The organism is Georgenia sp. SYP-B2076 (genome assembly GCF_003991205.1).
Lineage (GTDB): Bacteria > Actinomycetota > Actinomycetes > Actinomycetales > Actinomycetaceae > Georgenia.
Genome location: NZ_RXOZ01000011.1, coordinates 560,309 through 584,131, shown reverse-complemented (window position 1 = coordinate 584,131; position 23,823 = coordinate 560,309). Strand labels below are relative to the sequence as shown.

General features: G+C 71.3%; 18 protein-coding genes and 4 pseudogenes. 7 read left to right on the top strand and 15 right to left on the bottom strand.

Going from position 1 to position 23,823, the window contains the following annotated elements:
• Positions 1–194 precede the first annotated feature (194 nt).
• The 5 genes from EJK16_RS07480 to EJK16_RS07460 all read right to left on the bottom strand — a co-directional run bounded on the left by EJK16_RS07480 (position 195) and on the right by EJK16_RS07460 (position 3,910).
• Positions 195–875, bottom strand: coding sequence for a hypothetical protein (locus EJK16_RS07480; RefSeq protein ID WP_127127822.1), 681 nt, complete (start codon positions 873–875; stop codon positions 195–197).
• Positions 872–1,729: a DedA family protein gene (locus tag EJK16_RS07475; protein ID WP_127127821.1), complete on the bottom strand. Its 858-nt coding sequence runs from the start codon at positions 1,727–1,729 to the stop codon at positions 872–874. The genes EJK16_RS07480 and EJK16_RS07475 overlap by 4 nt, the downstream gene beginning before the upstream one ends.
• 239 nt (positions 1,730–1,968) lie before the next feature.
• Positions 1,969–2,556, bottom strand: coding sequence for a DUF1345 domain-containing protein (locus tag EJK16_RS07470; RefSeq protein ID WP_205739631.1), 588 nt, complete (start codon positions 2,554–2,556; stop codon positions 1,969–1,971).
• 68 nt (positions 2,557–2,624) lie between these two features.
• On the bottom strand, positions 2,625–3,299 hold the full coding sequence (locus EJK16_RS07465) for a response regulator transcription factor (protein ID WP_127127819.1): 675 nt from the start codon (positions 3,297–3,299) through the stop codon (positions 2,625–2,627).
• Positions 3,300–3,403: 104 nt separating this feature from the next.
• Positions 3,404–3,910, bottom strand: a complete 507-nt coding sequence (locus EJK16_RS07460) for a hypothetical protein (RefSeq protein ID WP_127127817.1) — start codon at positions 3,908–3,910, stop codon at positions 3,404–3,406.
• Positions 3,911–4,152: 242 nt separating this feature from the next.
• Between EJK16_RS07460 and EJK16_RS07455 the strand changes: the two genes are divergently transcribed.
• A complete protein-coding gene (locus EJK16_RS07455; protein ID WP_127127815.1) occupies positions 4,153–5,487 on the top strand; it encodes a cell wall metabolism sensor histidine kinase WalK in 1,335 nt (444 codons plus the stop codon).
• Positions 5,488–5,645: 158 nt separating this feature from the next.
• Here the strand turns inward: EJK16_RS07455 and EJK16_RS07450 are convergent, their stop codons facing one another.
• The 7 genes and pseudogenes from EJK16_RS07450 to EJK16_RS07430 all read right to left on the bottom strand — a co-directional run bounded on the left by EJK16_RS07450 (position 5,646) and on the right by EJK16_RS07430 (position 13,455).
• Positions 5,646–6,563: a PrsW family intramembrane metalloprotease gene (locus tag EJK16_RS07450; RefSeq protein WP_127127813.1), complete on the bottom strand. Its 918-nt coding sequence runs from the start codon at positions 6,561–6,563 to the stop codon at positions 5,646–5,648.
• A 97-nt stretch (positions 6,564–6,660) separates the two neighbouring features.
• Positions 6,661–7,455, bottom strand: a complete 795-nt coding sequence (locus tag EJK16_RS20100; RefSeq protein ID WP_370275987.1) for a hypothetical protein — start codon at positions 7,453–7,455, stop codon at positions 6,661–6,663.
• 39 nt (positions 7,456–7,494) lie between these two features.
• A pseudogene (locus EJK16_RS20595) lies at positions 7,495–7,638 on the bottom strand (AAA family ATPase); the annotation flags it as partial.
• 38 nt (positions 7,639–7,676) lie between these two features.
• A pseudogene (locus tag EJK16_RS20590) lies at positions 7,677–8,546 on the bottom strand (ATP-dependent metallopeptidase FtsH/Yme1/Tma family protein); the annotation flags it as partial.
• Positions 8,547–8,970: 424 nt separating this feature from the next.
• Positions 8,971–10,647, bottom strand: a complete 1,677-nt coding sequence (locus EJK16_RS07440) for a bifunctional lysylphosphatidylglycerol flippase/synthetase MprF (protein WP_127127811.1) — start codon at positions 10,645–10,647, stop codon at positions 8,971–8,973.
• Positions 10,648–11,155: 508 nt separating this feature from the next.
• Positions 11,156–11,473: a hypothetical protein gene (locus EJK16_RS07435; protein WP_127127809.1), complete on the bottom strand. Its 318-nt coding sequence runs from the start codon at positions 11,471–11,473 to the stop codon at positions 11,156–11,158.
• A gap of 163 nt (positions 11,474–11,636) precedes the next feature.
• A pseudogene (locus tag EJK16_RS07430) lies at positions 11,637–13,455 on the bottom strand (glycoside hydrolase family 15 protein).
• Between the two features lie 910 nt (positions 13,456–14,365).
• Here EJK16_RS07430 and EJK16_RS19490 point away from each other — a divergent pair.
• Together EJK16_RS19490 and EJK16_RS19485 are read left to right on the top strand one after the other, a co-directional pair.
• On the top strand, positions 14,366–14,653 hold the full coding sequence (locus tag EJK16_RS19490) for a hypothetical protein (RefSeq protein WP_164737222.1): 288 nt from the start codon (positions 14,366–14,368) through the stop codon (positions 14,651–14,653).
• Positions 14,654–14,765: 112 nt separating this feature from the next.
• A complete protein-coding gene (locus EJK16_RS19485) occupies positions 14,766–15,209 on the top strand; it encodes a pyridoxamine 5'-phosphate oxidase family protein (RefSeq protein WP_164737221.1) in 444 nt (147 codons plus the stop codon).
• A gap of 453 nt (positions 15,210–15,662) precedes the next feature.
• On the opposite strand, the gene EJK16_RS07420 is transcribed toward EJK16_RS19485, so the two are convergent.
• On the bottom strand, positions 15,663–16,271 hold the full coding sequence (locus EJK16_RS07420; RefSeq protein WP_127127805.1) for a DUF1269 domain-containing protein: 609 nt from the start codon (positions 16,269–16,271) through the stop codon (positions 15,663–15,665).
• Between the two features lie 255 nt (positions 16,272–16,526).
• Between EJK16_RS07420 and EJK16_RS07415 the strand changes: the two genes are divergently transcribed.
• Both EJK16_RS07415 and EJK16_RS07410 read left to right on the top strand, forming a co-directional pair.
• Positions 16,527–19,409: a BTAD domain-containing putative transcriptional regulator gene (locus tag EJK16_RS07415; protein ID WP_164737220.1), complete on the top strand. Its 2,883-nt coding sequence runs from the start codon at positions 16,527–16,529 to the stop codon at positions 19,407–19,409.
• 116 nt (positions 19,410–19,525) lie between these two features.
• Positions 19,526–20,095 (top strand): hypothetical protein, encoded by a 570-nt coding sequence (locus EJK16_RS07410; RefSeq protein WP_127127801.1) that lies wholly within the window; start codon positions 19,526–19,528, stop codon positions 20,093–20,095.
• 37 nt (positions 20,096–20,132) lie between these two features.
• Here the strand turns inward: EJK16_RS07410 and EJK16_RS07405 are convergent, their stop codons facing one another.
• Complete coding sequence (locus EJK16_RS07405) at positions 20,133–20,696, bottom strand: phosphatase PAP2 family protein (protein WP_127127799.1); 564 nt, start codon at positions 20,694–20,696, stop codon at positions 20,133–20,135.
• A 397-nt stretch (positions 20,697–21,093) separates the two neighbouring features.
• Between EJK16_RS07405 and EJK16_RS07400 the strand changes: the two genes are divergently transcribed.
• Together EJK16_RS07400 and EJK16_RS07395 are read left to right on the top strand one after the other, a co-directional pair.
• Positions 21,094–22,062, top strand: a complete 969-nt coding sequence (locus EJK16_RS07400) for a magnesium and cobalt transport protein CorA (RefSeq protein WP_164737219.1) — start codon at positions 21,094–21,096, stop codon at positions 22,060–22,062.
• A 9-nt stretch (positions 22,063–22,071) separates the two neighbouring features.
• A complete protein-coding gene (locus EJK16_RS07395) occupies positions 22,072–22,998 on the top strand; it encodes a diacylglycerol kinase family protein (RefSeq protein WP_127127795.1) in 927 nt (308 codons plus the stop codon).
• Between the two features lie 180 nt (positions 22,999–23,178).
• On the opposite strand, the pseudogene EJK16_RS20090 reads toward EJK16_RS07395, so the two are convergent.
• A pseudogene (locus EJK16_RS20090) lies at positions 23,179–23,571 on the bottom strand (SOS response-associated peptidase); the annotation flags it as partial.
• Between the last annotated feature and the right edge of the window lie 252 nt (positions 23,572–23,823).

The window sequence follows — 23,823 nt, the reverse complement described above, 5'->3', positions numbered from 1 at the left end:
ATCGGACGGGTGGGGTGTCGGGGCGGGAACGTCCGTAAGTGTGAGTTCCAGGTTCCTGAGCATGGTGCGCCTCTGGGGAGTCACCGGCGTCGGCAGGTGTGGGCCGGCGCCGTGGTTGGTCTCGGCGGGCAAGGTGGGGGTCGTGATGCTGTTTCAGCGGTGTCGCCGCTTGGAGCCGCCGGCAGGCAGAGACGTCATCGCCCGCCGGTGTCGAGTGTGCGCACCACGGGATCGGGTCCTGAAGGCGATGTGATCACCGGGGTGGAGACGTGGACGTCGCCTCGGTGAGCGAAGGTCAGGGTGACGGGGACGACGGAACCTGCCTGGATGGCAGGATCGTCGACGGTGACCTGTGGGTCCCGGGCGGTGAAGCCGAGGTCCGTCAGACGGGCCGCCGTGACGGTGATGGCGCCCGGAGCGCCGGGCGGGGTGGTGATCACCGCGGGCCGGCCATCGATGCTCACACTCAGCAGCTGGTCGTGGGTTCCGTTGGTGACGATGAGCGCACCGGCGAGCCCCCATGACGTCGCCGCGCCACCGGCAGTGGTGCCGGCCGCGGGCACGAGGTACATGTCCAGGGCCTCGAGGCCGTGCGTGCGCTGCTGCAAGCCGACGCTGGCCACCTGGTGCACACCCACGAGGGACTCTGCACCGTTGTGGAACCAGAGCAGGCCCACTCCGAAGATGGCGGCGGCGAGAACGGCTACCACCTTGAGCGGCCACCTCTGATGGGGCGTCGGGTCGTGCCCTGCCCGGGCCGTGCGTCGGCTTTGCGCCTGCAAACCGTCCTCATTCCGGGCGGATTGCCGGCCCGATCCAGCGCCGTGGAGTGGCGCGGCGGAGGAGGTCGTCGTCATCAAGTCGTCGCGGCTCATCGGGATCTCCAAAGATTCGGCGAAGCTAGCGGCTTCCGGTCGTCCCGCGGACTTCGGAAGGTGAGCGGACGCAGTGGCCGCCCCCTGTGACAGGGCGGTGGCCGGTTCCTGTCAACCGCCATGTCGCCACCGTGACAGATGCGCATGAGACCACCGTGAGAGTGAGGAGATGGCGACGGCAGGCCTTGCCGCGGCCGGTAGAGCGCCTGCGCCCGTGACCCGTAGGGCGATGAGGGCGATGGGGTCGGTGGTCGCCGCCGGTCGGGCATGCGGCGGCCTCGGTGCGTCGCGACTAGGGCGGCGGTCAGGAGGACCAGTGTCGCCACCATCCAGGCCAGGCCGATGGTCCGCTCGGCTTGGTGGTAGGCGGCGTCGGCCAGATACCCGATGAGGGCGACCCCGACGCCCCACAGCGCCCCGCCCAGGACGTTGAAGGCGGCAAACCGTCGGTAGGGCACGCCGCTGGCGCCGGCGACGGAGGGGACCAGGGCGCGCAGGAAGGCGGTCCAGCGGCCGAGTAGCACTGCCGCTGCGCCGAACCTGCGCACGAAGGCTCGGGCGGCGTCCAGACGTCGCGTCACGGGGTCGGGTGCGCGAGCATACAGCGCGGACCCCATGCGAACGCCCACCGCATAGCCGATGTTGTCCCCGATGACCGCGCCGGCGACGGCGGCCACCATCACGGCGCCCAGGGGCACCTTGCCCTGATGGGCGAGCACGCCGCCAAGCAGGACCGCGATCTCACCGGGGACGAGCAGGCCGAGCAGGATGGATGCCTCCAGCGCGGGGAGCGTGAAGACGGCCAGCAGGAGCACCCACCAGGGCACCGCGGTCAGATCTCGGACGAGAATCATGAACGACCACCTCGCGCCCGGCCCACATCGGCCACCGGGATCGGGACAGATGGGCGAGACGGCACGCACCCGTGCCCACGGGCCAGGCCTGAGCACCAGGCGGCTGTGGTCTCGTGCCGCCGCCGCGACCGCCGTAGCGTCTGCTCGTCGATCATCTCGGCTCCCGTCCCCGAATCGGCGAGGTCAAGCGTGTCCCGGCGGAGATGAGGGAGCGGTGAGAGCGGGGCTCCGTGGTGGTGTCAGGCGAGGATGTTCACCGCCCGGGCCACCACGAGTCCCACCGTGATGAACGAGAGCAGCTCCTGGGCGAGCATCGTCATCTTGATGCGCCTGGACAGCGGCAGGGTGTCGGTGGGACTGAACGCCGTCGAGTTGGTGAAGCTGACGTAGAGGTAGTCGGCGAACGACGGCGACCAGCTCGCGTCGTCCATCGTCATCTGGGCAAACAGCAGCTCCGGTGCGCTCTCGCGTCCCACGCTGCGGGCGTGCGGGCCCCCGCGGTCGACCTCCCAGAGCACGAGGGCGAACACCACGACGTTGGTCAGCCAGACGCCGACCGCGGCCACGATGAGCTCTCGGCCGTTGGCCGCGCCGCCGGCGAGCAGGAGCCGGGTGAGCTCGATGAGCGAGAGGGCGTTGGCTGTGGCGATCACGGCAACCAAGACCAGGGAGAGAGCGCGCGCGTCGCGCGACTCCCGGGTGATCCGCGTGGGGTTGGCAGCCAGCAGCGCGACGAGCAGGACGATCTCCAGGGCCGGCACGGCCCAGCGCGGGCCGGGTGAGAGCCGCTCCGGCATGGCCAGGTGCACGGCGGCCACGACGAGCACGGCCGCCGCAGCGCCCCAGCGTGCCTCCCCGTCCCCCCCTGCGCGCCCGGTTCACGTCGGCGCCGCGCTCACGCGTCCGGGTCGAGCCGGTAGCCCGCGCCCCGGACGGTGCGGATGGTGTCCCGGCCGAAGGGGCGGTCGACCTTGTCGCGCAGGTAGCGCACGTACACGTCGACGACATTGGAGGCGCCGTCGTAGGCGAAGTCCCACAGGTGGTCGATCAGCGATGTGCGGCTGTGCACCTCGCCGGGGCGGCGCATCAGCTCGTGCAGGAGCGCGAACTCCTTCGGCGATAAGGCGATGTCCACACCTCCCCGGCGGACGAGCCGTGACGCCGGGTCCAGCGTCAGATCACCGACCTGCAGCACGGCCGGTCGTTCCAGCGGGTCACGTCGAGTGAGGGCGCGGATCCGGGCGAAGAGCTCGGCAAGGGCGAACGGCTTCGTCAGGTAGTCGTCGGCACCCGCGTCAAGACCCCGGACCCGGTCAGGTACGGCGTCGCGCGCGGTCAGCATGAGCACCGGCACCCACTGACCCTCGGCGCGGATGCGGCGACACACCTCGAAGCCGTCCGGCGCGGGGATCATCGCGTCGAGCACCACAGCGTCGTACGCGTTCTCCGCGACGCTCCACAACGCGTCCTCGCCGTTGTCGGCCGTGTCCACGGCGTACCCCTCGCGCTGCAGGCTGCGCACGAGCAGGGACCTCATCCCCGGTTCGTCCTCGACGACCAGCAGCCGCATGACCAAAAGCCTAGACACCTTTCTGCCCCCTTTCGGCCTCCGACCTTCTCGCCGGTGGCGGTCGGTCGGGCATATCCCTCAGCGCTCCGCACCTCGACGCCGGGCTAGCCGTCGTGTCCGCGGGTCCCGCGGGGCAGCCTCGAGGACTCCATGAGGGCGGCGAGCCGGGCGAGGTCAGCGCGCAGCCGGCCCACGTCCTCTCGAAGCTCATCCACCGCTGCCGCCCGTTGCCGGTCCCACTCCAGGTCGTACAGCGCCACCTGCGCTGCCGTGCGGTCGGCGCGACGGGCCATCAGGAGCACCAACTGCAGCTCGCAGACCGCCAGGCCGGACAGCCCGAGGCCTAGGAGGGCGATCGGCCCTCCGTGACCGTCATGCCAGATGGCCACCGCGACGCCCAGAGCGACCAGGACGGGGGCTGACGCCACAACCACCCACGAACCAAGGACGTCACCGGCCCGGCCGGCTGCGCGTTCACCGGCGGTCGTCCGGTCGTCCGCGCGCACCGCGGGGTGAAGCTCCCAGCCATGCCGGAGCCGCAGGTGCCCCATCTCGGCCTCTCGTTCAACGCGGCGGTGCGGCGGCTCCCCAAACCTGCTGCTCTTGGTCATGGTCACTACGGTGACTCCGGACGCATGAGGGGACGATGAAAGAAGCTGCTCGGCCCAAGAACTGGTGACGCCGGTCGAGGGCGCCGAGCAATCCCTGAGCCGGCTCGGTTGACGGCACCGTCCCTACGTGCGGCTCCACACGGTGCCCGAGGTATCCAAGGGACCTTTCCGTCGTCATGCTGGCGAGGGAGCGTAGAAGTCCGTGAAAGCCGTCGAAGCGGGGGTGAGGTGCCGTGCGACTGATGCCGCGCTCCCTGGGTGCGCGGGTGACGTTGGTGTTCGCGGTGGGGGCGGCAGCGGCTCTGGTGCTGTGCCTGGCCCTGCTGTATCTGATCCTGAGCCGGCAGCTGGTCACGGCGCTCGATGACGACTTGCGTGACCGCAGCGGTGACCTGGTCGCGGCGGTCGCCGCCGGGGACGTGGAGGCCGTGGTCCGGGATCCGCTGGCGCAGCTGTACGGAGCGGACGGCGCCGTCCTGACCGGGTCCGCAGCTCTGGGGGACAGCCGGCTCCTGTCGCCGGACGGGGTGCGCCGCGTCCGGGCCGAGGTGCTGCGGACCCGGCTCCTGGAGCGGGGCGAGGATCGAGCACTCTCGGCGGTGCGGGTGTTCTCCCAGCGTGTCGACGGCACCGGGGTGCTCAGCGTCGCGGCCTCGGTGGAGCCGCTGCACGAGGCGCGCCGTCGGTTGCTCGAGGTCCTCGTTCTCGCCGCGCCGCTGCTGGTCGCAGTCCTCGCGATCGCCGGCTGGCTGGTGGTCCGGGCGGCGCTGCGGCCGGTGGACGTCCTGACGCGCGAGGCGGCCGCGATCTCCACCTTCGAGGCCGCCCGCGGCCTGCCGCCGGTGCCCGGCGACGATGAGATCGCCCGCCTGGCCCGCACCCTCGACGCCATGCTCGGCCGGCTGCGGGTCGCCTTCGAACGCGAGCGGGCCTTCGTCGACGACGCAAGCCACGAGCTGCGCACCCCGATCGCCGTGCTGCGCGGCGAGCTCGAGCTCGCGCTGTCCGCGGCCGACGACCCCGAAGAGGTCGAACGCTCCCTGCGGGCGGCACTTGGCGAAGCCGCGCGGCTGTCGCGGCTGGCCGAGGACCTCCTGCTGTTGGCCCGGGCGCAGGCCGGGTCCCTGATCATCCGCCGCGAGCTGGCCGACCTGCTCGATCTTGCCGTCACCGAGGCCCGGCGCCTCGCGCCCGTGCTCGGGGTGCGCATCCATGCCTCCGGTGAGCCGGCCTTCGTGCTCGGCGACCCCGACCTGCTGCGGCAGGTGCTCGCCAACCTCGCGGGCAACAGCGCCGCCGCGGGGGCGACCACGGTGCGCGTGCGCGTCGCCCGTGACCAGGAATGGGCCATGCTCGAGGTAGCCGACGACGGGCCGGGCTTCCCGCCCGGCGTTCGCGGCTCCGCGTTCGATCGGTTCGTCCGGGGCGACCGCGCGCGTACCCGGGGAAGTTCGGGGGCCGGGTTGGGCCTGTCGATCGTCCGGGCGATCGTTGCCGCACACGACGGCACCGTCGAGGCGCGCAACGGCGACCCGCTCGGAGGCGCGGTGGTCACCGCAGGGTTGCCCCTCGCCTGAGTACATGACCGTGCCACCCGCCGCTGGACCATCCAGACGCCGGCGCCCCTGCGCCGACGGTCCTGCCGCGTGTGTCGGCAACCAGACACAGACTGGACCCTGGCGCGGGACGTGCCGCCAGGGGCCGGTCTTGACTGCGCAGTTGCGCACCTCGCGAATCACCGGCCGCCTACGGCGCCGGCGACGGGAGCGCCGGCCAGGGACCTTGAGGTCGAAGGGGGCGCACCGGGGGCGTGCCGAATCCAAGCCGTGAGCGAGTGATCGACACCCTTCGGTGGCTCGAGCGAACCGCGCGCGGCCCGGCGCAGCGACCAGGTGAGCGCCATCAGGGCGGCGAAGCTGACCAGCCCGAGCGCTAGGTCGTCGTAACCCCCGCCGGCGGCGCTGTCCCACCCCGCGTGCAGCGAGATGACACCGATGAGCACGGCGAAGAAGCGGAGCCAACCCAGGGCCCGGCGCCGGGCGCTGGGCACCGCGAACAGCGCCGCGCACGCCAAGCCGGTCCAGGCGGCGTGACCACCCAGGCTGCTCAGGGCTCGCAGCGCCAGCAGGTCGTCGACGGAGAGCAGGTTCCCGCCGGTGCGCAGCAGCATGACGAAGCCGTACCCCATCGTCTCTACCGCGGCGAAAGCGCTGCCGACCGCGACGCCGAGCACCAGCCCGTCCACGGTCCGTAGCCGGGGGTGGCGCCAGACCAAGAACGCCGCCAGCACGGCGAGCTTCGCGCACTCCTCGATGACGGCCACCATCGAGAACGGCAGCCCGCCGAGGGTCCGCGCGGTGTCGAACTCCAGCAGCCCGGCGAGGATGCCACCGAGGACACCGCCGAGCACGGCGGCCGTCAGGATGCTCGCCAGCGAGAGGTGCGTGGGCTCGGCCTCGGAGACGAAGGTGGACAGCGTCACCGGGACGATGGCGGCCCCCAAGAGCAGGAGACAGGGCAGGAAGATCGGATCACCCGTGCTCAGCGTGACAGCGCCGATAGCGCCGAAGAGCACGAGCCCGGCGATCAGTACGGCAAGCCAGCGCAGGCGAGGCGGCATCGTCGGTGTGGTGCGGTGTGCGACGGTGTTCATCGGATTCTCCTAGCGGTGATGTGTCGGGGTGGGCGAGCAGACGTGTTGTCGACACAGGTCGGCGAAAGTGGTGCCGCGGATCCGGGAGCGCAGCCCTTCAGGTGACGCCCGTCGAGACTTTGCGGAGGATGTCGTAGACGCTCGAGCCGTCGACCGTCTCTGCCTCGAGCAGGAGGTGGGCGACCAGGTCGAGCGCAGACCGGTGGCCGGCCAGGAGGCTGTCCGCTCGTTTGCTGGCCTCGCGGAGCAGCCGCGAGACTTCCGTGTCGACCAGCCGCTGGGTGTCGTCCCCGTACGGGCGCTCCGGGCTCCCGTCCAGCCCCTGGGTTGGTGAGGGCGGGTAGGCGACCGGGCCGAGCCGGGACAAGCCGTACTCGAGGACCATCCGCCGGGCCAGCTGGGTGGCCCCGGCGAGGTCGTCCGCGGCGCCGGTCGATGCCTGCCCCAGGACCAGCAGCTCGGCACACCGCCCTGCCAGGCGGATGGTCAGGAGGTCGGTGAGGTACCGCTCGGTGTAGAGGCGGCGCTCGTCCACGGGAAGCTGGTGGGTGGCGCCCAGCGCCATCCCTGCCGGCAGGATGGTGATCTTCGCGACCGGGTCGGCGGTGGGGGACAACGCGGCGGCAAGGGCGTGGCCGGACTCGTGCACCGCGACCCGGAGGCGTTCGTCGGGCAGCAGGGCGTTCGCGTCGCGTCGGCCCAGGATGAGCCGGTCACGGGCGTCGTCGAAGTCGGTGGCGCGCAGCTCGCTCCTGTTCGCTCGTGCCGCGCGCAGGGCCGCCTCGTTGACCAGGTTGGCCAGCTCGGCGCCGCTAAGCCCGGGTGTTCCGCGGGCCACGGCACGGAGGTCGACGTCGGCGCCGAGGTGCTTCTCACGCGTGTGGACGGCCAGGATGCGTTCCCTGTCGACCAGGGCGGGCAGGGGAACGGTGACCTGTCGGCCGAAGCGCCCGGGTCGCAGGAGGGCGGGGTCCAGGATCTCCGGGCGGTTGGTGTTGGCGAGCACGACGACGGAGCTGGCCTGGGTGAAGCCGTCCATCTCCGCAAGCAGCTGGTTGAGTGTCTGCTCCCGCTCGTCGTGACCGGGGACCCGGCCACGCCGCGGCGGCCGCCGATCGCGTCGATCTCGTCGATGAAAACGATCGCGGGGCCGTTGGCGCGGGCCTGGGCGAACAGATCACGCACCCGTGAGGCGCCGAGGCCGACGAAGACCTCGACGAAGCTGCTGCCGGTGACCGCGTAGAAGGGCACCTGCGCCTCGCCGGCGACCGCGCGGGCCAGGAGCGTCTTGCCCGTGCCCGGGGGACCGACGAGCAGCACGCCCCGCGGCCCTCTCGCACCCGCCTGCCGGTACCGGTCGGGGTGCTGCAGGAAGTCCACGACCTCCCGCACCTCCTCCTTGGCCCCCTCGTACCCGGCGACGTCGTCGAACGTGGTCTGGGGTCGCTCTGCCTCCGTGACGCGGGCCTTCGTGCGGAACAGGCCACCGAGCCCACCGGCGCGCGAGGCGACGGCCCGCTGGGTCCACACCAGGAACCCGACCAGCAGCAGGGTCGGCAGCACGGACGCCACGAGCTGCTCCACCGTCCCGCTCTGCGCGTGGGCGGACACGTGCACGCCCGCCTCCTCCAGACGGCTCGACAGGTCGGTGGTGGTCAGCGCCCACACCGGCGCCTGGGTGGTGAAGTCCTTGCCGTTGGTCAGCTCGCCGGTGATCTGACCCGCGCTCCCCACGGCGACCGATGAGACGTCGCGGTCCTGCACGTCCGACAGGAAGGTGCTGTAGGAGAGATGTTCCGTCCCCGACGACGCCAGTAGACCCGGTCCGAAGAACAGCAGGACGAACAGCGCCACCGCGATCGCGATCGGCCAGGTCGACCAGATCCTCTCCGGCCCCGAAGACGCGTCGGGACCTCGCCGGTGGTCCTTCCCGGTCTCGGCCCGCAGACCTCCCTGCTGGCGACCGGACGGTGCCTTCCACATGGACATGGCGGGCTCCTTCGCGCTATACGACCGCGATGACAACCAGCGTCACCACCGGCCGATGAGAGCACGATGAGGAAGCCGCGGAAGGGGCGGCGCCCAGTGCCGCGGCTCCACCGACGTGAGCTATCCGGGAGGTGTGCACGCACACCGACGGGTCTTGCCCACGAACTTCGGCAGCTCGACGGCAGGACCGGGCGGCCCGGCCCGTGGGGCACTCGGGAGGCGTCCGGCCCGCGTACGTGGCGCGGCCACAATCCACCCGTGCGCACTCGACCCGCGAGCCGGTCGCCGCGACGGCGCACACCAGCTCAGCCGGTGCCCCCACGGCCAGCCGGGTGGCGCCCTGAGGGCCCCCGGCCCGAATGATCGAGCCGGGGGCGTAGCCGATCGTGCCGGGCAGCGCGGCGAGGAAGCGAGACCGTCATGGCCGCCTCCGGCCCACGAGCCGGCCGAGGACCGGGACCTCCGTGAAGCCCTCGACGTCGGCGATGGCGAGGCCCTGGCCGGGGATGAGGTCGATAGCGCCCACGGCCGCGTAGCGGGGCACCCAGCGGGGGCCGTACTTGGCGTTGAACCGCCACAGCGACTCGATCTGGGCCCGGCGGGACATCCGGCGCAACACCTGCCGGCCGACGCGGGCCGCGGCCGAGTCGTGCTCACCGGCGACGACCCGCCGCCACATCGCGAAGTTCAGGCTGAGGGCGCTGCCACCAAGCTCGCGGACCTTGGCGATCGTCTCGACGATGAGGAAGTCGTTGACGCCGTTGGGCAGCTGGGCCGTGGTGCTGCGCCGCATGACGTCCAGCGACCAGCCGGGCAACCGTGCGGCAGGTACCCACTGGATGAACGCCACCGGGTGGCCGGCGGGGTCGCGCCCCACCGCCACGAAGACGCCGACGTCCGCAGGGTCGAAGAGCCGGGAGAGCGTCATCGAGAAGCCGCGTTCGCCTTCCCCGCGACGGCCCTGGGTCGACAGCTCCAGCAGCGCGGACCGGGTGGCGTCGTCCATAGTGGCGGGCTCGTGGAAGGTGGCCGTGAAGCCCGCCACGCCCACTCGCCGGTGGGCCCGGCGCACGCTCTGCATCGCGTGGCCGGTCAGCGTGAAGGTCCGGCAGTCCACGACTGCCTCGTCTCCCGGGTAGATGCTGCGCAGCCCGGTGGCCTCGTAGACCGGCAGCCACGCCTGCGCCGCGCCGACCACCGCGACGGACCAGCCGGACCGCTCGGCGTACGCCATGAACTCCGCCCACGCGTCCGCCCTCTCCTCGCCCGGACCGATCGGGTCCGGGGAGACCAGGCACACGTTGCCGCGCACCGCATGGGCGACCACGCTGCGGCCGGTGAAGAACCAATGCTTGTCGTCACGCAGTGCGAAGAAGTCCAGGCTGTCCCCGCCGCAGCGGGTCATCACCTCGCGGGCCCGCTCCCGCTCGCGTCGGTGCGCCTGGCCCACCAGCGCCTCGGGCTGGCCCGGGGTGAGCAGCAGCCACGCCACGCTGCCCAGCAGCGCCATGCCCGCGGCCGCGGGAACCGGGCCCGCGAAGGCGCCGAGCGCGCGTACCGCGCCCGGGCGCGCCTGGACGGCAAGCAACAGCGACATCCCCACCACCACCACCACGCCCGCGATACCGAGCACCGCGGCACGCTTCGCGGCCACCCGGGTCGGCAGCACCGGGAACGCCCGGTGCTGGGTGGCGAGCCAGACCACTCCGACCGTCGCCAGGGTCGCCTCCTCAACATCGAGACCCTTGATCAGGTGCAGCACCACGGAGGCGAGCAGGAGCAGCCCGGCGGCCAGCCACGCCAGCCGTTGGCCGTGGCGCAGGCCGCGGGCGGTAAGCACCAGCGCGACGGAGACGAAGACCAGGGTGAGCACCGCGGTGCGTGGCACGACGATCGGCATGACCTCCAGCAAAGTCTCGACGCGCCCGCGCAACGGCCGGGACAGCGCCGAGAGCAGCCCCACCAGGCCGAGGGCGGCCGCCACGTACGCGGCCCAGCGGCGTGACCGGTCTCGCCGCAGCCACTCCGACGTGCCGGCGGACGTGTCGTCGCGGGCTGTCCTGCCGGTGGCCGTCCTGCCAGAGACCGCGCTCACGCCGTCGTACCCAGGAGGCGGGCGGCGGCGTTCGGCGGGGCGTGGTATCGCGCTGGCTCCGCCCGGAAGTCCACCAGCTGGCCGCGGGCGCGCGGGGCCTGGTCCAGCGCCTGCCGGGAGGGACGGCCTTGATGGTGCGACAGTTGCGCCAGCAGGTCCGGCGAGGCTCCAACGGCTCTTGGGGTGACTCCCACGCCCATCGCTCCAGTCAGCGACATCCACCTGAGTGCACGCTGGCGCGACTCGGGGAGAGGCTGGGAGCCTGCGGGCCCCAAGGATCTTTCAGCGTGCGGGTCCATCCTTCCCCCGTGGCCACGAGGTGTCACGCCCGCCGATCTCAGGCCGAGCCATCCCCCGCGCATGGGGCGGGGCCCAAGGGCGTCGCGCCCGCCCCTAGATGGGCAACCTCGGCACCGGCGGCCTGACAGTTGCCGCGGCCACCCTCGTCCGTTGACGGCCCACGGGGGACAGGGCCTCAGATCCAAGCTCGGCACCTTCGTGTGTTAGCTCAGCAAAGCGGCCAGAGGGGGCACAGCTCGAGCAGCACGAGGTCGACGGTGTCCACGTCGACAGTGGCTGGGCCTCGTGGTTGTTCGTCATTGGCCTTACCGTCCTCGGCGTTTGACAGAGCGGTCGACTCGGCGAGGACTTCGGCGAGTTCTCGGACGGCGATGTTGAACTGCTCGGGTTCATTGCGCTCTTCCGCGATGGTGTGGCCGAGGTTTAGGAGGTTGAGCAGGGTAGTGGTGGCTTGGGGACTCAAGACTGCGTCGCTTCGCTCACTGAGCAAAGCGATGACATGGCCCCAGGCTTCCTCCGGCGTCATGGCACTTCTCCTCGATCGGCCTTGCCTGAGAGTGGTTCAGCAGGCACGTGTTCGCCCGCGGCGCCCCTGACGCCAGGCGGCGCTTGGCGGCGGCGCCTCGGGTGGATAGCTCGGCTGGCGCCAAGGCGTGGGCTTCGCGCCCGGTTCCGTCGGCCGAGGTTGTTCATCTGCCGACGGTTGCCTTAAGCGACAGCGGGCGCATCGCTTGGTCGCTCTGGTGAGGGCGGTGCTGGCCGAGTTGTAGGGCGCTGACCACCAGGGGGACGTGACTGAGGGCCTGCGGGGTGTTGCCGAGCTGGCGGCCGGTCACGGGGTCGAACTCCTCGCTGAGCAGTCCGACGTCGTTGCGCAAGGACAGCAGCCGTTCGAGCAGCGCGATGGCGTCCCTCTCCCGGCCGGCGTGGTGCAGGGCGTCGACGAGCCAGAAGGAGCACGCGAGGAATACGCCTTCGCCGGTGGGCAGGCCGTCGTCGGCGGTCTCGGTGCGGTATCGCAGCACGAGTCCCTCCGGGGTGAGCTCGCGTTGGATCGCGGCGATGGTGCCGAGGACGCGGGGATCCGGGCCGGGCAGGAACCCGAGGCGAGGGAGCAGGAGCAGGCTGGCGTCCGGGTCGGTACCGCCGTAGCACTGCACGAACGTGTGTCGTTCGTGGTTGTAGCCGTGCGTCAGGACGTCGGCGTGGATGTCGTCGCGGAGCTGTTCCCATCGCCTCGCCGGGCCGGGGAGGCCGGCGTCCTGCACGGCACGGACCATGCGGTCGGCGGCAACCCAGGCCATCACCTTGGAGTGGGTGAAGCGGCGCCGGGGGCCGCGCATCTCCCACAGGCCGTTGTCGGGGTCGCGCCAACGGCCTTCGAGGTGGTCCATCAGCGCCACCTGCAGGTCCCAGGCGTCATCGGGGAGTGTCATGTTGGCCTGCCGGGCCAGGTGCAGCCCATCGAGGACCTCACCCCAGACATCGAGCTGGAGCTGACCGGCGGCGGGCGTTCCCGATGCGGACCGGTGTTGAGTTCTCGTAGCCGGCCAGCCACGGCAGGGTCATCTCCGGCAGGCGGCGTGTGCCATCGAGGCCGTACATAATCTGCAGCGTCCCGGGGTCCCCTGCGACGGCGCGGAGCAGCCACTCCCGCCAGTCCCTCGCCTCCTCGTCGTCACCGGCCGCAAGCAGCGCCTGCAGGGTGAACGTCGCGTCGCGCAACCAGCAGTATCGGTAGTCCCAGTTGCGCGAGCCGCCGGGCAGCTCGGGCAGCGACGTGGTCACCGCGGCGACGATCCCGCCGGTGGGGGCGTAGGTGAGCGCCTTGAGCACGATGAGGGAGCGCTGGATCGTGTCGCGCCACCGCCCTGTGACGGACGAGCGGGCGGACCACCGCTCCCAGAAGTCCATGGTGTCGCTCAACGCCTGTTCGGGGTCGACTGGTTCGGGCGTGCGGACGGGACCCGGCGCCCAGGTGAACACGAAGGGGACGGTCTGGCCGGCGCGGACCACGAACTCGGAGACGGTGCGATAGTCCCGGGCTTGCAGCGGTGCCGGGGTGCGCAGCCATGCCGCGTCCGGCCCCCCGACCGCCTCGATCGCACCGCCGATGTTGCGCACCCACGGGATAACGTGCCCGTAGTCGAAGCGCAGTCGCAGCTCTCCGAATATCGGGACGGCGCCGCTGACGCCTTGAACGAGGCGGACGACGGCGGGCGCCTCACCCCGGGGCGGCATGAAGTCAAGGACTCGGACACTCCCTTCGTGAGTTTCCCACTCCGTTTCCAGGACCAGGGTGTCCCCGCGGTAGCGCCGACGACTGCAGTTCCCGCCGCTGGCGGGGGCGAGCAGCCACCGGCCCGCTTCGGCGGTGTCGAGCAGCGCCGCGAAACAGGCGGGGGAGTGGAAGCGCGGCACGCACATCCAGTCGATCGAGCCCTCCCGGCTGACCAGGGCCGCGGTGTGCAGGTCACCCAGCAGGGCGTAGTCCTCGATCCCCGTCATGGTCTCGCTTCCGGGTCAGTTGCTACTGACCTGGGGAGGTGGGGCCTCCGGTCTTGCCCGCCATCGTCGGCTCGCACGATGAACGGCTACCACCACGATGCCTAGAACCGCTACCGCCGCGGCGCCCAAACCCCCCAGCGTGATGACCGTCCCGGGCAGACCCGGTCCGAAGAACAGCAGGTCGAACAGCGCCACCCCGATCGCGACCGGCCAGGTCGACCAAATCCTCTCCGGCCCCAAAGACCCGCCGGAGCCGCGCTGGTGATCCCCGCCGGATGGCGACGTTCCCTGATCACAGCTGGGCGATGCCTCCCGCGTGGACATGGCGGTCTCCCTTCGCGCTGGACGGCCCTGATGACGACCAGTGTCAGCACCCGCCGATGAGAGCACGATGAGGACTGAGGGGACCGGGCGTGATCGGATCCAGCCCGTCGCGTCCACCTCTCGACTGATGTCGCCCATTCGGACGGCGAGTGGCTCCGCGCCCGGCGGCGCCTACCCGTCGGGCCCACGACCAGCAGCCCTAGACCTCGGCTCGAGCTGTGGCCGCCACCACCCATGGGCCACAGCTCGGTGTCGCGCCTGCGGCGGGAAATTGCAGGCGGACCGACGCCATCACCGACTGATGCCCGACGGCGCGCGCCGGTGCCGGTTCGGGCGAGCAGTGCTGAGGATGCGGGTTGATGGGTGATGGCCGGCGTGCCTGTCCGGCAGCCGGCTGAGCACGTAGGTGGCGCCGGAGCCCTCGGTGCACCGTCGACGGCGCGCAAATCCTGGAACTGTGCGTCAGTGAGGAGGACCGCCGCCTCCACAGCACTAGATGAGACGATCGGGGATCTTCCACGGTATGTGCGAGGGTGATGACGACGCCCTCGCTCGGATTGGCACCGCTGACCTCTAGGGGACGGCCATGGCGCACTCGCCGCCTGAGACGGTTGTCTCGGGAGTGCCGGACAAAGTCATCGAGGTACAGGGACGCGCGCCTTGCGATATTGAAAAGTTCGAGGGCCCGACGACGTTCATCCTCGAGGGGAAGACGGGGCATCACACCGTCACCGGTGAGGGAGCACCCTGGCCGGACGCGGTGCGCTTCCACGAAAAGGACGCCGGGGGCGAGGGCAGGGACTTGCGGGTGTGGCGGGTCTACCGACTCACCGACATGGGGCTCGTTGCCGAGTCTCTCGCCGAGAGAGTGTGAGGCCGGTGCAGGCAATATGGGCGCGGCGGCTGGGGCCTCGGGCGCCCTTGGCCGAGTCGTGGGCGCCCTTTCCGAGACTCAAATGAGGACGCGGGGAGTTGGTGAGTCGTTGATGACCGACGCAGAGTGCCATGTTGTGATGTTGTCTCCCGACGACTGCCTTCGGTTGCTGCCAGCTTGCGGATTGGGCTGGGTCTCGTACGTCCGCTCTGGCGAGCCGCAGCTCATGCTGGTGAACTTCGTCGTCCAAGCGGGCGAGGTGGTCTTCGAAACCGGCTATGAGAACCGCCTTGCCGCTGCCGTGCAGGAGCCACTGATGTCCTTCGGTACTGAATCGATGGACACCGCACACCACACCGGGTGGTACGTGACGGTCACCGGTCGGGCGCGACTGATCGGTGATGACCTCGTCAATCATGGTCTGCCCAGGTTCGAGTCGTGGACGACCCCCGGGGCGTGCCTGCGGGTTGGCATACCGATCGATCGCGTCTGCGGGCGACGGGTCGAACACGATCAGCAGCGCCGACTGGCCCTGGTGCAGGTCAGTGTCCGATAGCGCCACAGGCTGATCAGCGGGCAAGCCGGACGAGGCACTATCGGTATCCGGCCAGCGTCGGACATGGCGAGCTCCGGGTGCGGGACAGATTCAGGTGGCGTCGCCGGACCGCAACCATTCTCGGACCTGGGCGGGACAAGGACGTGCGGGCCGCCCTCGAGCCGTACCGCGCCCGTCTGGTCGACATGCTCCTGGGCGGGCTGGCCCAGGGGACTGCAACTTCGGCCTGGACATCCTCGCCCACCGCCGCTTGACCGCCATTCCCGGCGCTGGCGCCCGGGAGGTGACCACCAACCCGTTCCGGGCCCTGACCGCCTGAGCACGACCTCGAGCACGACGCCGAACCGCTGCACGACCGCAGAAGTTGAGGCCCGCCGGTCTTTCGGCCGACGGGCCCAACAGGAGCGTCATCTCACTCGCAGGGCATTGCCCTCGTGACGTGGCGGATCGCCGTCATGAGATGTGGAGCTTCTCCTTGACCGCTCCGACGCGCGCGTCGACGCTCGCGCTCAGCTCGGCCTTGCGCGTCTTGCGCAGCTCTCGCCGGGCTTCACGTGCGGCTGCCTCGGCGGCATCTTCCGCCGCCTCCAGCTCGTCCATGACCTCGCCGACGGCACGGCGCGTGACCTCGCCCTCCAACTTCGTCATCTCCGCGTCGATCACCTCGACCGCCGGTTCGCCCACGGTCGCGATCACTGCCGTGGATCCCGGCGGGATGGCCCTGCCGAGCTCGGTGAGCGCCTCGTCCGACTTCACGGCACGATCGATATCGAACGCCCCGCCCATCATGGCACCGGCGCCCCAGCCCACGAGCACACCGACCGGGCCGCCCAGGACGCCGATGAGCATCCCGAGCAGCGAGCCGCTCGCGGTGCCGAAGAGACCGATGTTGTCGGTTTCCTCGGGTGTGCGCAGGAGTCCCTCGGATGTACGATCCACGATCGCCGCGGATCGCAGCGCGATCCGGCCCTCGGCGTCGCAGTCCTTCAGCACGCTCAGCGCCTGGTAGGCCTTGCTCGGCTCGGTGAACCGGACGACCACCACGTTCTCGATTGCAGCCATGTGCTTTTCCTTTCGTGTTTGTGGAGCACTGACACATCAACGTTCTCGTCCATCGCTGCCACGTCACTGCCACGCTCGTCGCCGGTGCTGCCACGCCGCGATCGAGCCAGCGTCCGTGCGGCGAGCGATGAAGAGATGAAGACGTGCGCGCGACGAAGGCCAGGCCGCCGCCGCGGCTCGTGCCTAGACCCGCGCGCTGCTGGCGTGGGAAACTGATGCGTGCAGGCCGACCCCCGTGCGCGCATGAACCACCAGGTGGAAGTCCGACTTCTCGGCCCGTTCGAGGCCTTCACCGGTGGGCGGCCGGCGAACGTGAGCGGCGGCAAGCGGCGAGGGATCCTCGCGCTCCTCGCGCTCCGCTGTGGTCGCGTCGTCGGCGTCGACTCGCTGATCGACGCCCTGTGGGCGGATGACCTGCCTGCCGCGCCGCGCAATGCCGTCCAGCACCACGTTGCTCGTATTCGGGCGGCGCTCGGCTCGGAGGCGATCGCCGCGACGCCGGACGGCTACGCGCTGACGGACGCGGCGGTCGACGCGCGGCGGTTCGAGGACCTGCTGCGCGAGGCGCGTGATGCGCTGCGCGCAGGGGATGCGGGCGCGGCGGCCGAGTCGGTTGCGCGCGGGCTGGAACTCTGGCGCGGCCCGGCACTGCACGGCCTCACCGATACGGCCTGGTTCAGCGCCGAGGCACGGCGGCTCGACTCCCTTCGCGTCGACGCGCTTGAGGAGCAGTTCGAGGCGGCGCTCGCGCTCGGCGAGCACGGGGACGTCCTGCCCGCCCTCCGAGCGGCGCTCGAGGAGAACCCGTTCCGGGAGCGCCTGTGGGGACAGCTGATGCTCGCGCTGTACCGCAGCGGCCGCCAGCCCGACGCCCTCGAGGCCTTCCGCGAGGCGCGGCGTGTGTTCTCGGAGGAGCTGGGGCTAGAGCCGGGGCCCGAGCTGCGGCGGCTCCAGAACGCTATCCTCGCGCAGGATCCCGCGATCGCGCCCGTCCCGGCCGCCCGGAGGCGACGAGGCACCCTCCCCGCTCCCTCGACCTCGTTCGTCGATCGCGAGGAGGCGCTCGCCCAGGTGCTCGCTCTGGTCCGCGAGCACCGTCTCGTGACGCTGACCGGACCGCCGGGCGTCGGCAAGAGCAGGCTCGCGTTGGAGGCGGCCCGCTCCGTGGAGCACGAGTTCGCCGACGGGGTGTGGTTCGTCGACCTCGGCCGTGCCGGCGGGGCGGACGACGTCGTTCGCCTGGTCGCGCACGCCGTGGACGTCCGGGGCACCGACCCGCTCGCCCGGGTCGTTGATCGCCTGCGGGACGCCGACGCGATCCTGTGGCTCGACGGCTGCGGTCGCGTCGTCGTAGAGGCGGCGCGCGTCGCCTCAGCGGTCGTCGCCGGCTGTCCGGACGTGCGGGTGCTCACGACGAGCCGCGAGGTGCTGCACGTGCCCGGCGAGGCCCGGGTGACGGTCGAGCCGCTCCGAGGGCCCGGTACGGGCCCGGGCGACGGCGTCGACTCGCCGGCAGTGCGGCTCTTCGTCGAGCGCGCACAGGCCGCACGACCTGGGTTCCAGTTCACGGCGGAGGCCGCCCCGCTCGTGGCGAAGATCAGCCGCCAGCTCGACGGGCTGCCGCTCGCGATCGAGCTTGCCGCCGCGCGCGCCCACGCCCTCGGGGTCGTGGAGATCCTTCACCTCGTCGAGCACCGCCTCGAGCTCCTCGGCGACTTGTCGAAGTTGGATGTGAACCGCGTGGCTCTTGGGACGCTCGTGGAGTGGAGCTACGACCTCCTGCACGCGGACGAGAAGTCGCTGCTCCACCACGTCGCGGTACATCGGGGCGGCGCGTCGTTGCCGTCCCTGGTCACCACCGCGGCGAGCGACGGACTCGATGAGCCGACCATGACATACCTGCTGGGCGTGCTCGTCGACAAGTCGATCCTGTCCGTGTCGTTCCCGGCCGAAGGCGCGCGCTACGACCTGCTGGAGACGGTGCGGGAGTACGCGCTCGGTCGCCTCGCCGAGAACGGTCGTCTCGCCGCCGCCCGGCGGGCGCACGCCGAGTCTTTCGCGACCCTCGCCGAGGCGGCGCAGACAAAGCTTCGAGGAGCCGACTGGCAGGCCTGGGTCCGCCGGCTCGAGCTCGAGAACGACAACCTGTGGGCTGCGCTCACCTACGCTCGCAATGCCCGCGACAGCGGCATCGCTGCGCGCTTGGCGCCGCTCGTCTGGTACTTCATCCTCGCCCAACGCGTGGCCGAGGGCCGACGCTTCCTTGAGCTCGCGCTGGCCGCGGCGTCAGGGACCGTGCCGGTCGGCGAGTGGCTCGAGCTCCAGGCCTTCCGCTGCTACCTCGCCACCGAGGAACTCGACCTCGACGCCGCGATCGAGATCGGCGAACGGGCCCTCGCGGTCGAAGGCGGCGAGGCGGCATCTCCGGAGCTCGGCCTGGTCGAGGCGGCGCTCGGCCTCGCGATCGCCGAGGCAGGCGACGTCGAACGGGGTGCCGCGCTCGCGGGACGGGGGTGTGCGAGGCTCGCCGGCGAGAACCACTGGGCGAGCGCAGCGGCCGGCCTCCTCCGTGCGCAGGTCGCCGCAGCGGCGGGTGAAGTCGCCACGGTCGCCGCCATGGCAGCGGAAGCGCGCCGTCACGCCAAGGCCACAGGCTTCGACGCGTTCCTCGTTCCCGCGGTGCTGCTCGAGGCGTGGGTCGCCGAGCACCGGCACGACAGCCGCGCCGCAACGGTCGCGTACCGTCGCGCCTTCGACCTCGCAGGTCGAACAGGCCTCGCCGATCACGCCGCGTTCGCGCTGTCCGGGCTCGCGTCGAGCGCCCTCGCGGGCGGCGACGTCACCCAGGCCGAAGAGCTCGCACGACGCGCGCTGGCTACGGCCGAGGCGGCGCGTGCGTCTTGGGCCGCTGCCCATGCGCGCGTGGAACTCGGTCGCGTCCTCGCGGTGGCCGGCGACGCCGAGACGGCCGCGAAACTATATCGCAACGTGCTCACGTGGTCCAAGGCCCCGCGGGCGCACCGGCCGCGCGAGAGCCTCTTCGTGGTGCTGTCGGAGGACCCGGCCGCGGCGGCTGCAGTCCGCCTGGCAGGTCTGGGCGACGGCGCCGAGACGACAGCCGCGGCCGCGCCTTCCTGAGCCGGCGATCCCGCGCGCCGGCCCGCGTGGCAGCCGCGACCGCGCCTGCGGCAGCGGTCTGGCAGCGGGGCGGACCACGCTCCCTTGTGTTCGCAAACACGAGGGAGGAGCCCCCCATGGCCACAGCAACGGACGAACGCCCGCGCGACGTCCGCCGCCGACTCGCCCGCCTCGAAGTGAGAGCGCAGGACGGCACGGCGAACGCCCCGTTCGAATCGCGTGCGAGCATCCGGTTCGGCGCCGCCGTCTACGGATCGTTCCTCGTCGCCTCCGTCGTCGGGCTCTCCTTCGAGGTCGGACGCGACGCGCGCGCGATGACGTTGACCGCCTTCGGATCGATGCTCGTCTTCTGGCTGGCGCACTGGTGGTCGGAGGTCGTCGGCGCGCGGATTTCGGCAGGCCAGATGTTCCGGCGCCGCGACGCGCTCACCATTGCACGCCGCGAATGGCCACTCGTCGAAGCGGCGGTCGTCCCCACGCTCCTGCTCGCGCTCGCGTGGGTCGGTGCGTGGTCGCGCGAGACCGGCGCGGCGCTCGCGATGGCCGCCGCAATCGCTCAGATCGTCGGCTGGGGATTCGTCGCCGGCCGACGTGCCGGCGCGACATGGCTCCGCGCGGGCCTATTCGCGGCGGTCGAGGGAGCGCTCGGGGTGGTGCTGCTGCTGCTCGAGAGGCTGATCCACTGACCCTCGTGGCCGTCCGCTGCACGGGATCCCGTCGGCGCTACCGCCTACCACGCGGTCGATGGCTGGCGGCGTAGGCGACGGACTCGCCGATCGCCGTGCCGACGAAGGCCCCGACGATGACATCGCCGGGATAGTGGACGCCGGTGTGGACGCGGGAGTAGCCGACGAGGTACGCCAGCGCCCTCAAGCAGCGGGCCACGCCGGGCATCGTCCGCGCCACCGCAGCGACGAAGGCGAACGCGGACGCCGCGTGACCCGAGGGGAACGAGGGCGACGTCGGCATCGGGACCTGGCGGGTCGGCGACACGCGTGCTGCCACACGGTCCGGCCGGGCACGTCGGCCGAGCAGTTTCAGCGGGAGGTTGACGACGAGCGAGTTGACCGCCACCGCCGTCAGCGCCGTGACGGCCGTGCGACGACCCGAGGCTCCGCCCAGCGCCGCGATGAGCGCGGCGATCCCCATCCAGAGCTTGGAGTGGCTGGCGACGAGGGACAGCCGGCGGAGCGGCTCGTCGAGCGTGGGCGTCGGGGTCTCGGCGATCGCTTGGTACGTCGCCAGGTCGAGCCGTGTGAGGTCGTCGAGGACGGACGGCGGCGTCATGTCGCGCGCCTCCAAGCGCGCGGCGAGGCGGCCCGACGGCGGCCCGGCGGGACGCGCGGCTGACGTGGGTGGCACCGGTGCGTCCGCGCCGGCAGGACTCGTCATCGGACCGCGCCCAAGCACGCGCCGCCGAGATCCACCGGCTCCCGCAAACAGCTCATTCTGGTCAGGGCCATCGTTTCCTCCTGTCCGTGAGCGCGGTCGGCCACCTGGCGCCCTGGCTTCTGGTCTTCCGCTGCTACTACTCTGTGTTCCGTCGACTTCGTCAGCAAGGCACGGGGGCAGGCTTCTTCGGCGGCGTCCTTGGAGGCGAGCGGATGACCGAGTTCGTCGGGCCCTGTCTATCCACCTGCGGCCGTAGCGTGTGAGGCCGCCCGGTGTCGAGTCTGGATCGGCCGTGATCGTCGACTCCGCGCGGTACCACGCCGGGGTTCGCGACGCGGAGGCGACGAGCGTCGCCGACGCCGCTCGCCTGTCCCGCGAAGGGCCGGGGTTCGTGTGGGTGGCGGTGAGCCAGCCCGCTCGCGAGGAGCTCGACGAGCTCAGCGGATGCTTCGACCTGCCAGCGCTCGCCGTCGAAGACGCGCTCGAGGGCCACCAGCGCCCGAAGCTGGAGGCGTATGGTGGTTGCGTCTTCGTCGTCGTCAAGACGGTCCGCTACGACGAGGCCGTGGGACAGCTCGACGTCGGCGAGCTCGACGTCTTCGTGGGAGCGCGGTACGCCATCGTGGTCAGCCGGTCAGCCGGCGACGTCTTCGGCAGCATCCGCCGGCGCATCGACGGGCATCCGGTGGTCACGGCGCTCGGCCCGATGGCGGCCCTGTGGGCCGTGCTCGACACGGTGGTCGACGATGCTGAGCGCGTGGCCGACCTCTTGGTCGATGAGGCCCAGCGGATGGAGCAGGCCGTCTTCCAGGGAGATCGGGATCAGAGCGAGGCGATCTACCTCCACCACCGCCGCGTCGACCAGCTCGGCCGGGCGGTGCATCCCGTGCTCGCCGTGTTTGACACGCTCCAGCGCGGCGAGCCGGTGATGTCCCCAGACGGCGTGCGCGCCCTCCTGAGGGATGCCGGCGACCACGCTCGCCGACTGTCCGAGGAGGTGGAGCTGCTGTCGGGCCGCCTCGACGGCCTGCTCAGTGCCAACCTGTCGCGCGTCACCGTCCGTCAGAACGTGATCATGCAGAAGGTGTCGGCATGGGCCGCGATCGCGGCCGCGCCCACGATCATCGCCGGGATCTACGGCATGAACTTCAGCCACATCCCCGAGCTCACCTGGCCCTTCGGCTACGCCTACGCGCTGGCAGTCATGGTCGCCGCCGTCTGGGCCCTCCACTGGAACTTCCGGCGCGCCGGGTGGTTGTGAGCGGCCCCGATGAGCGCGCCCGAGCTGCCCCGGCCCAGCCCCCTGCGGCATGGATGGACGCCGGCCGCCCCGTTGCGACGGCCCGTGCTGTTCATCAACCCGGCCTCCGGCGGCGGGAAGGCGGTGCACGCGGACCTCGCCGGGCGGGCCCGAGCGCTCGGGATCGACGTCTTCACCTTCGGCCCGGACGCGAGCCTCGACGAGCTCGTCGCCGACGCGGTGCGCGGGGGCGCCGACGGCCTAGGCGTTGCCGGCGGCGACGGCTCGCTTGCCGTCGCCGCGGCAGCGGCGGTCACCCACGGGCTGGCCCTCGTCTGCATCCCGGCCGGGACCCGCAACCACTTCGCCCTCGACCTCGGTGTGGATCGGCGCGATCTCGTAGGTGCGCTGGAGGCGTTTACCGAGGGGGTCGAGCGCCGGATCGACGTCGGCAAGGTCGACGGGCGCTTGTTCCTCAACAACGTCTCGCTGGGGATCTACGGCGAGGCGATCCAGCGCTCCGGGTACCGCGATGCGAAGGTGCGGACCCTCGCGGAGACAGTCCGGGCGGTGCTCGGGCCGAGCCGAGCCGCCCCCGCACTGCACATCGTCGACGACCGGGGTCGCGAGCACGCGCATCCGGCCGCCGTGCTCGTGTCCAACAACCCCTACGCGTTGAATCGGCCGCTCGTGACCGGGACCCGGCCCACACTGGCCAGTGGGCAGCTCGGAATAGTGGTCCTGGACCTCCCAGATGGCCCCCGGCCTCAGGCCGGCCGGGCGTGGACCGCCAGCTCCGTGGTCATCGACGCTAAAGAGCCGGTCCACGCAGGGCTCGACGGCGAGGCGGTCATTCTGCGACCGCCGCTGGAGCTCCTGATCCGACCCACGGTGCTGCGCGTCAGGATCTCCTCACGTCATCCGGGGGTCTCGCCGTCCGGGCTGCTGAAGCCGTGACCACACAAGGCTCTGCCACGAAGCTCGACCGCCCTCCTCTCACGACCTCTTGGGTTACCGCTCACCAGACCGCGGCCCGAGCCACAAGGTTGGTGCGCTGGCACCTGCAACTGCGTTAGTGCGTGTTAGCCCTTCAGTGGGGGACGGCTACGCGGAATTCGGCGCCGGCGATGCGCACGGTCAGGTCTCGACCGGCTCGACGAGCTCCCGTCCGTTGTTGCGAACCGGGCCCACGGCCTTGCCGACCGGCCGCGGAACCAGCCTCGGTTCGGGCACGGCGGCGACGAGTTCCCGCACCTTGTCTGGGTCGGTGAGGTCCGGGCCGAGCCAGCCGTCGAGCAGGTCAGCCGGCACGTTCACCGGCGAGCGGTCGTGCACGTGCCCGAGCCCGTCGGACGCGCTCGTGGTCAGAACCGTGTTGGTTCACCGCCACTTGTCCGGGTGGTCGTCCGGCATGGACGGGTCCTTCCACCACTCGTACAGACCGGCGAAGGCCAGGATGGAACCGTCCTCGGCGTGCAGGTAGTACGGCTGCTCTTTCTTCCCGGCCTCACCGAGCTTCTGCCACCCGTAGTACCCGTCCGGCGGGGACTATGCACAGGTGCTACCGTGCCGCGTTCTTGAACGCGGGCTTCTCCGTGATGGTTTTGAACACGGGTTCTCTCGTGAGTGTACGACCGAGTTTGCAGGCATCGACCCCGAGCTCAGCGCCAGCGACAGCGCGGTCGTGCCGGACCTGTTCCGGATCGCGACGTTCAGCATCAACAGGCTGAGGGGCGATGGCTCGAACTCGTCAGCGAACTCGTCCACAGCCTGCGCTTCGCC